The sequence below is a fragment of the Flavobacterium macrobrachii genome, assembly GCF_014486675.1.
Taxonomy (GTDB): domain Bacteria; phylum Bacteroidota; class Bacteroidia; order Flavobacteriales; family Flavobacteriaceae; genus Flavobacterium; species Flavobacterium macrobrachii.
On record NZ_JACTAC010000099.1, the window covers coordinates 1 to 8,615 of the forward strand.

Annotated in this window: 8 protein-coding genes; 1 reads left to right on the top strand and 7 read right to left on the bottom strand. The window is 33.5% G+C overall.

Features of this window, described 5'->3' with window-relative positions; all coding sequences use genetic code 11:
* Nucleotides 1–567: 567 nt before the first annotated feature.
* From IAI56_RS14640 to IAI56_RS14670, 7 genes are all read right to left on the bottom strand, one after another.
* A complete protein-coding gene (locus IAI56_RS14640; RefSeq protein ID WP_187658574.1) occupies nt 568–1,815 on the bottom strand; it encodes a type II toxin-antitoxin system HipA family toxin in 1,248 nt (415 codons plus the stop codon).
* A 105-nt stretch (nt 1,816–1,920) separates the two neighbouring features.
* Nucleotides 1,921–2,217: a helix-turn-helix domain-containing protein gene (locus tag IAI56_RS16330; protein ID WP_140996399.1), complete on the bottom strand. Its 297-nt coding sequence runs from the start codon at nt 2,215–2,217 to the stop codon at nt 1,921–1,923.
* A gap of 581 nt (nt 2,218–2,798) precedes the next feature.
* Nucleotides 2,799–3,428, bottom strand: a complete 630-nt coding sequence (locus IAI56_RS14650) for a hypothetical protein (protein ID WP_187658575.1) — start codon at nt 3,426–3,428, stop codon at nt 2,799–2,801.
* 84 nt (nt 3,429–3,512) lie between these two features.
* The gene (locus IAI56_RS14655; RefSeq protein WP_187658576.1) at nt 3,513–4,136 is read right to left on the bottom strand and encodes an ATPase; all 624 of its coding nucleotides are present in this window, start codon (nt 4,134–4,136) and stop codon (nt 3,513–3,515) included.
* A gap of 92 nt (nt 4,137–4,228) precedes the next feature.
* Nucleotides 4,229–5,101, bottom strand: coding sequence for a transcriptional regulator (locus IAI56_RS14660; protein ID WP_187658577.1), 873 nt, complete (start codon nt 5,099–5,101; stop codon nt 4,229–4,231).
* A gap of 203 nt (nt 5,102–5,304) precedes the next feature.
* Entirely contained in the window at nt 5,305–5,592 is a 288-nt protein-coding gene (locus IAI56_RS14665; RefSeq protein WP_187658578.1) for a helix-turn-helix domain-containing protein, read from the bottom strand.
* 151 nt (nt 5,593–5,743) lie between these two features.
* On the bottom strand, nt 5,744–7,405 hold the full coding sequence (locus IAI56_RS14670; protein ID WP_187658579.1) for a helix-turn-helix transcriptional regulator: 1,662 nt from the start codon (nt 7,403–7,405) through the stop codon (nt 5,744–5,746).
* A gap of 360 nt (nt 7,406–7,765) precedes the next feature.
* Here IAI56_RS14670 and IAI56_RS14675 point away from each other — a divergent pair, with 360 nt between their 5' ends.
* Entirely contained in the window at nt 7,766–8,473 is a 708-nt protein-coding gene (locus IAI56_RS14675; RefSeq protein WP_187658580.1) for a hypothetical protein, read from the top strand.
* Nucleotides 8,474–8,615: the final 142 nt, after the last annotated feature.

The window sequence follows — 8,615 nt, forward strand, 5'->3', positions numbered from 1 at the left end:
AAATGTTTTATATACTTTTTTTGAAAGTTTCATTAGAAATCAATAATTCAGAATTCTTATTATGTATAATGATTCATAGCTTAGGTCTTTTATAACTTTTTTTCTATAAATATGTTTATCGATAGTAATTACTTCCTCTTTATTATTATCTACAATTTTAGAATGTACTACTACACCTAAATATGTTTTTAAATATCGTAAACTTGTATATAGTTACCAAACTATAATATGAAGGTAGGTAATGAAAATTTTTATGAAAGAAATAATAATTATCTCTTGTTGTGATTCTTTCTTGGTTTTCATTGAGTGATGAAACTTCAATGAAAAAAAATCATTAGTGTCAGTAGCTTTAATTTTTATATCAGGGGATTTATCAATATTATTTTCTACAGGAAAACTAACTTTAAATTTTTAGCGAACAAATGTATCAGCTATTTCTACAAATGGAACTCCTTCTTGTGTAGATTTATTTGTAGGAAGTAATTTTTTCTGAAGCTCTTTAAAATTGTTATCTGTTTTTTATAATTCTCTTAATGTCTCTGCAAAATGAATGATTCTCATTATTGTTTATAGTTTAAACGCTTTTTCCATCAATTCTTGTTCGTTACGGGAAATTCCGATTTCATTTGCCATTGTTTTCCATTTGTTTGTAACTCTTAAGACTTGTTGGATAATTTCCTCCATTTGATTATTGTTTAATCGAAAATATTCACCTATACTTTTTGCTAAATCGAAATCCAATTCATTGTTATCAGCATCAATATTTAAGGCTAGACCGTCCTTATCTATTGAGGAGTTGAGGTCATAAGCCGGAGATAAAATCCAACCTTCTTTGGTTAGTATAAATCCATGGTTTCTTAAATGATCATCGGTGTTGGAAATGGCTATGTTAAATATTATTCTTCTCCATAGTTGGTGTAGGTTGGCTTCTATGTTTGCTCCGTGATTACTGATGAATTCTGCTATGTCTAAGTAGCTTGCTTGGTTGTCTCGAATGGTGTCTTCGTTATTTCCTGTCATTGTCATTGCAGATGCAAAGTGGATTCGTTCTCCGTTTTCACGGTCGAAGCGTTTTGTGAAAAAGGTATGGTGTTTGCCTAAAATTCTTTCCATACGACAAGGTGCCATTTCAATACCAGCCTTAGTTGCCAATTGATACGCTAAAAATTCCCAAGCAGCTTTGTCAATGGTATCTGTTTTGGATGGAAATTTGGCAATCCAAAGACTTTTATCTGCGTCTAGAATATTGGCTTTAGGTCGTGCTCCACCTAATGAAGAACCTGGTGCCATCAATACCGATAGCCATCGATTTACTTCTTCATTATGTACGTCATTTTCGAAGATATGTGCTGCATTTTGTAATTCTCTAATGGACGACCAAGGTGGTGTGGGAACTGTTTTGTTATTATCTAAAAAATCTCTATTGGGATCTATTTTAAAACGTAATGCTCCCATACGGCTTTCATCGTAAACTCCCAATAAGTAATCTATGTCATAGAGTGTTTTCGGTTTTTCTTTTTTCTCTTTTGCCTGTTGAGCTTCTCTACGTTTCATAAGTGTGCGACCCCAAGTATCGGGCATACTGTCGAGAAAAATTCCGAAGTTCTCTTTTTGATTTGGATATTGTGGCCCACCATACAATTGTATGTCGGGGTCAAGTAAGAATTGTTGTCCTGATTTGAGCCATTCCTTATCGTACTCAAAGCTAAATGCTTTCTTGCCTTTGGCTTGTTGTGCAGACAAAATACCAACTATCTTTGGTTCTTGCATTCCAATCCAATGAGCGTAAACGTATATATCAGTTTTTGTGGACATTTTAGACGGTTGTATTTTTTAATTTAAAAGGTTCTCGATACAATTTTCACTCCATTTCATTGCGTGAAAATCACTCGAACTGACGTTTCATTTATATCTTACTAGTTATTTTAAAAGTTCGAGGTCTTGGAGTTTTCTTCCCAGTTCGTCGTCTGCAGCTAGTTTTAGGAAATCATCCTGTAGGCCTAGCACCCGGAGTACATTGAAATAAGCACCCATAGCCACACTTGGACTTCCTTGCTCAATTAGGTGTAAAGTTGACCTCGCAATATCAGCTCTTTCCGCCACTTGAATCATCGTAAGTTTTCGCCTTTTACGAGCCATCTTTACATTTTCTCCCATCTGCTCTAGTACTTTCTCGTATTTTGGAAAAACGGATTGCTTTTTACTGGTTGTCGCCATATCAAATGTTTGTTATTCTGAACAAATGTACTATTTATGTTTGAAATAACAAACATAATGGTTTTTAATTGTGGTATAACTTTGGCAAAAAACCTACTTTTTGCCAAAGTTATATAGCCGATTTCTTTTGTTTCGTATTATGATATACTTTGTATTGCAAACGATAAACTAAAATATTGATAGTAAACTAATGTGGTTTATTGTGTAAAAACGGGTTTATTGTTTTGTTTCTTAGGTGTTTACTTTTCAATTTTTTTCACCCACTTATTTACCCACTTTTAGATGTTAATTTCTCTTGAATTGAAAATGATTATTTTTTAATATTTAATAAATCAGTAGCTTAGCAATATGATATAAAGTGATTTTAGGTTAATTATCTACCCACCTTTTCTACCTACTTTCTTGTTGTTACTACTCTATTTTGTCCCAAATTTGGTCAAAAATTGGGACAGATATCGAACATTGGGATATGGAATATTATCATTCATAGTTATTTCGTCAGGATAAACCTGATTATTTTTCTACTAAACATCTTTTTTATCAGTTAAGCTTTGGCAGTAAACAGCATTTATTGCCGAAACTTAATCGTATTCAATGGAGTCAATAAAAAACTTTAAATTGTATAATTCAAGTACACAATTGTCTTCTAAATCTTCGTTTTTTAGTTGGTCTATTTCGATAAAGAATAGGTCATTCGCAAAAGCTTTTTCTCCAATTAAGTGTTCAATGTGGACGTAAACTGCTTCCCGAAGTCTTGGATTGTTTTCATATACTATATAATTTTTGAGCAACACTTTTATTCCTAAATCGGTTGGTCTGTTTGGGTTTTCTAATGGAATGAAATACATTTCGCTTATTCGTAAAGTGATGCCGTAATAGTCAAGTGGTTTGTCGGTGCCGTTTTCGTATTTGATTAAGTTGGTTTCGGGTTGCAGAAATGCAGTTATTTTCCAACGTTCTACAACTGGTGCATGATGGACTAGTAATTCTACTTCTTTGAAGAGGTAAGGATTTCCGTTTGCGGTGATAATTAATTCACCTCCTTTTGTTTTGTTTTTGATGATGATATCCAGGTCTTGGTTGTATTGATGGAGCATTTCGATAAGTTTGTCGAAATGGGTTTTTAGTTCTCCTTTTGGGATTTCGTTTAAGAGTAGGAAAACGAAGTTGTTTTGTTGAAAGTAGTTCCAGAAATTGGTTATTGTGTTCATTTGGTTATTCGGTTATATGAAAGGTTCTCGATACATTTCAATAAAATAGCTAATCGCAATTTTATTGAAACACTCGAACTGACGTTAGCGTTTATCAAGTGTTGACTTATCGTAAGCAATTAGGTTTACCATCTCTCTTAATCGTGAACGAACTCGGTTGCCGTAATGGGTTTCTATTTCTGTGGCTGATAGGTTTGTGGTGATGTGTGTTTTTAGTTTTTTAGAGATGAATAGATCGTATCTGCTTAATAGAATTTCTGCCATTACATTACACTCATTTCCAAAATATTTTAGGTTGTTTTCTGTTCCCAAATCGTCAAAACAATAGGTTCTTGGTTCGGATTGGTAGAGTTTGCCGATACTGTATTTATGTATGATTTGGTAGCCGTCTTGAATGAATTCGAAGCTAATGTCACGGCAGGGTTTTACGTAGAATTTGTGTTCTATTGGGGTTAGGTATTTCATTAGGTTCATTAATGAGGTTTTGCCACAGCCGATTGGACCAGAAAGTAGAATTCCTTTATTGAGATTGATATTGAATTGAAAACAAGTTGGTTCGTCTTTCATGAAATAGGCAATAAGTTTGTACACGATTGGGTAATCCGTTTCTATAATTTTGAAATGATTGCCGTATAGTTCGACGCCTTTTTTTTCTAGCCATACTATGACTTCTGAATAGCTGTAATGGGATTTTATTTCGTTTTCCATATTATTTTAAAGCTTCTCGATACAATTTTTAAGTGAAAAACTTAAAAATTACTCGAAGTGACGGAATGAGATTGCTTTGTGCCTTTCAATGACTAAAGCGGTTCGGCATAGTTTTTATCGGTTGTGGTGTTGAGGTATTTTGGTCGATTTGTCGGTGTTGTGTCGTTATTGTGATTGAAATTGACGCTGTTTAGTATCCAGTTTTGTGCTGCGGCTTGCCAATCGATCATGGGAGTTTTACCGCCAACTAGCCAACCGATGCTGGAGAAATAATTGAAGAATTTTTGTGCTTCAAGTTCTGAGAAGTTGTTTTCTTGGAAATAGGATTTTATTTCCTGAAAGTCTGGTTCAATGAAACTTTTCTTTTTTTTACGCAACTTTTTTTCTTTTTGAGTTCCCTCGCATCTCGACTGCGCTCGATGTGACACGCTCGGGATGACAATTTTATCTTCAGCATTATTTTTATCTTCAAAATTTTTTGCTTGATCGTTCAAGTTTGCAATCTTTTCATTGTTTGAATCGTTTGATATGTTTATATTGTTTATATAAGGTACTAGGACTTGTTCACTAACCTGTTCACTACTTGTTTCATCACTTGTACAAGACTTGTTCACTACTTGTTCAATTACTGGTTTAGAATTTGAACTGGTACTTTTTGGTAACGGCTTCAAATCATCGGAAAAATTGAATAAAAAAACGTGGCTTCCTTTGAATGGGTTATAGGATGGTTCATATTTAATATAGCCTTGTGCATGCAAATTCTTCAAGCACTTGTGGTAGGTTGCTTTCGAACTGATTTTGCTTATTCGCATTACTTCATCGCGGGAAATACTGATTGGGTTTTTAAAGCGATTGCAATTCCAAAATTGGAATAAGGCAATGTATAAACTTACATGGGTTGGGTTGAGTAGTTTATCTTTTGCTACTCGGTCGAAAAAGCCGGTTAGGTGTTTTATGTAGTTCATTTCGCTAGTGATTAGTGAGGAGTGATTAGTAATTAGTGAAAAGTTTAACCGCTAAGGGCACAAAGTTTTCGCAAGGTTCGCTAAGTTTTTTGATGTAGTTCATGTGGAAGTATTAAGATTGGAGTATTAAGTATTAAGACTTTGATGAAGATTATGAGATTGCTTCACTTCGACTGCGCTCAGTACAAGCTATCGCAATGACATTACTTGAATAGAGTAGGTAAAGCGTTTACCTTATTTCCATTTAATAACTTATCAATATCTGCGTTGTCGTAATACATGATACCTCCGATTTTAGTGTAGGTTAGTGTTCCGTTGATGCGGAGATTTTGGAGTGTTCCTGGAGAAATGTTTAATAGCTTGCGGACTTCATTAGATTTGAGCCACTTTTTGGTTTGTTGGGTTTTGGAATGCATGATTTCTTTTAAGTCGTTTAAAAGAAGTGTTCTGAATTCGTTTAAGTCTTCTCGGGTAATAACTTCGACTGCCATAACGTATGTTTTACTAGATTATGGTGCAAAATTGTATGGTTTGGTTGTTTTTATTTCAGAAGTATATCCGAAGTGGAAAAGAAAAAGTGTTCAGTAAGCAGTAAATTAGTTGGGAGTAATTACATTACTAATATATAGCAACTAACTATTTTTAGGATTGTTGTTTTTTTAGTTCGTTGATAAAATAGGTAGGCGATAATTTGTTTCGGCTGATGAATGCTTTGGTAAAAATTTGGGTTGAGCCAAAACCAACTTCTTCTGCCAAGGCTTTGTTTGTGTAATTTCTGTACTTGTTGTGGTTTTTTAATAGTTCAACTACATGGTCAATTTTTAGATCATTGATGTAATTGGTCAATTTTTTACCGCGGTATTGTGAAATTATTACTGATGCGTATTTTGTATTGGTGTTTAGCATTGAAGCCATTTTCACTAAACTTATGTCTTTTTCCAAATACTTTTTCTTGTCTTCGAACTTTTTAAGGTTCTGCAGTATTTCTTTTACTAGTTCTGGATTTATGTTGGTTTTGGATTTATTTGCATGGACTGGCTCTTGAAAAACTTCGGCTGGTTTGTTTTTCATTATTTCATTAAATCTTTGTTTGTAGCGTCTTTTTGTTCTAAAATGCCAAATAGTTACTCCGACTATTGAAGTGGTTAAAAAGACAAACGCAATAGTGTATATTCTCTCATTGAAAATCAGTTTGTTTTCGATATCTTGTTTTGCTTTTAGCAAGCTCTTTGTATCAAATTCTTTGTGTATTTTATACGAAAGGTATTTGTAGTTTTTATGTAGAATTTTATCTGCTGCTAAAAGTTTATTGATGTATTGTAATTGCTTTTCTAAGTTGTTATTACTACCGTAATACTCTATAAGTAGTTCGTAGTTTTCTCGTAAATCAGGTCGGATAAAATTTTTCTCCGTAATTAACTGATCTGTTTTAATGAAATAAGATACTGCTTTTTCTTTTTCATTTTGTTCCCAAAAGCATTTGCCCAAGTAGAACCACGTAATGGTCAGGCTTACATAATCATTCCTTTTTTCGATTTCGGGTACTGTTTCCTCCAGTAGTTTAATCGCTTTCTGATACTTTTTTATTTTATATTGGTTTATTCCTTCGGAGTTTTTAAAATAGGGTATCATTTCATCGTTCTCTAATTCTTTGCATGTTTTTATTCCCAGCAAATTGTGAAACGAACTTAAATCGTATCTTCCTGTTTGGGTGTAACACAAAGCCATTCCATGCAATGATTTTAAATAACCAGTCTCGTTTTCTTCTTTGAAAAAGTCAATACAATCCGTGAATAAAGCAATTGCTTCTTCAAAATATCCAAGGTAATATTTTGTTTGCGCGATGGTGTATTTTACCTTGTGAATTAAGTATTGATCTTCGGTTTTTGAAATATAACTGTTCGCTATGATATAATTGTCCAGTGCTTTGGTATATTCTTTATTGTCATAGAAAGCTGCGCCAATTGTTAGGTATACACCTCCAATAGTGACGTCATTTTTCGTTTCTTTTGCTTTGATCAATAGACTATCGGCATAAATCATTCTGAACTTCTTTTCAACCAAATGCATTATGGCTTTGTATGCCAAAGCTTGTTGCTGCACATTATTACTCTTTTTTGCTTCTTTGAGCCATAGATTGGCATAATCCAATGCCTTAGCGGTGTCTTTTATGTTTTTGATGACTTTTTTTTCATACTCTGAGAAACTTAGCTTTTTGGATTCAATTCCTTCCTGAGCATACTTATTTTCTGCATTTAACCCCAACGATTTTATAAGTATTATCAGATAGAATAGTTTTCTCATTTCAATAAATTATGATTAAAAGTCAGAATATTACCCTTGTAAGTATCCATTTGTAGATGTAAAAAATAAATATACTGAAAAATAGATAAGAGGCACTTTAATTAAATGTATATCGCTCACATATAGACCTTAACTGTTTTTAAACTACAATCATTGCTATTTGTTGATTCTAGAATTGACTAGTTTGTTTTCTGTAAACCATTATCAGTTGAGTTGCGGAGCTTGTTGGACTGATTTAGTTTTGGCTCGAATTCAAAATGGTTTTAACACAACAGTTAAAGCTAATCCATACTGTTCAGATTACCCCGGGCGAAATGAACTGATTAAAAAAATTATCAGTAACATTTAAACACATTCAACATGAAAATTTATTATTTGTACCTATTACTGGTACTGGTTTGTATATCCTGTGATACTCCCGTAAAGGAAAACAACAATGCTTTGAGCGTAGCCAAAATCAGTGAAAAGAGTTATAATTCACCTATTAATCCTTCTAACCCGTTTGATGATGCCGGAAAGATTCATAATGAAATCTTGACTTCTTATTATGCTCATTCTCCTTTACCAACCGAAACGGACAGTATTGTTGCCTTGCTTCACTCTAAAGCTACATTGCATCCTTATTTCTCTACCCTTACAGGTTCGCTAATTTTACCCCAAGAGTTTGAAAAGCTACTTAGTCAACCCGATATTGCGCTACAGGATTTTTTGCAATCCAGTGATTTATCTGAAAAAGCAAAAATCAGTTTAAGCCATTACATTGAAGAGTTGTTATATTATACTCATTCGAGTGAGGATTATGCAGTAATTTATGATTACATCACCGGTTATGAACATACAATTGCAGGTGATACTCTTTACAGTTTAGATGAGAAAGCTATTATCTTATCGATAACCTCCATCACGAGACATAGTGTTTATCTGAAGAAAAAGCGTCCAAAAAAGAACACGGATCTTGACTGGGATTGGCTAACGACTAATATTATTGGTGCTACAGCCGGAGCTAATGGCAACACGCAAAAGGCGATTTATACTGCTCTTGTTGCTGGGATTATTGAGAATAAATAATTGTACTTTTTAGGATTTAACTATTAAAGTCGGGAGAGGTTCTTCCGACTTTTTTTTGCCACGGATTACACGGATTTGTACAGATTAACTTGTAATACAAACGATAGAAAGTACTGTTTATATATGTTCTTTTTTTGTTTTA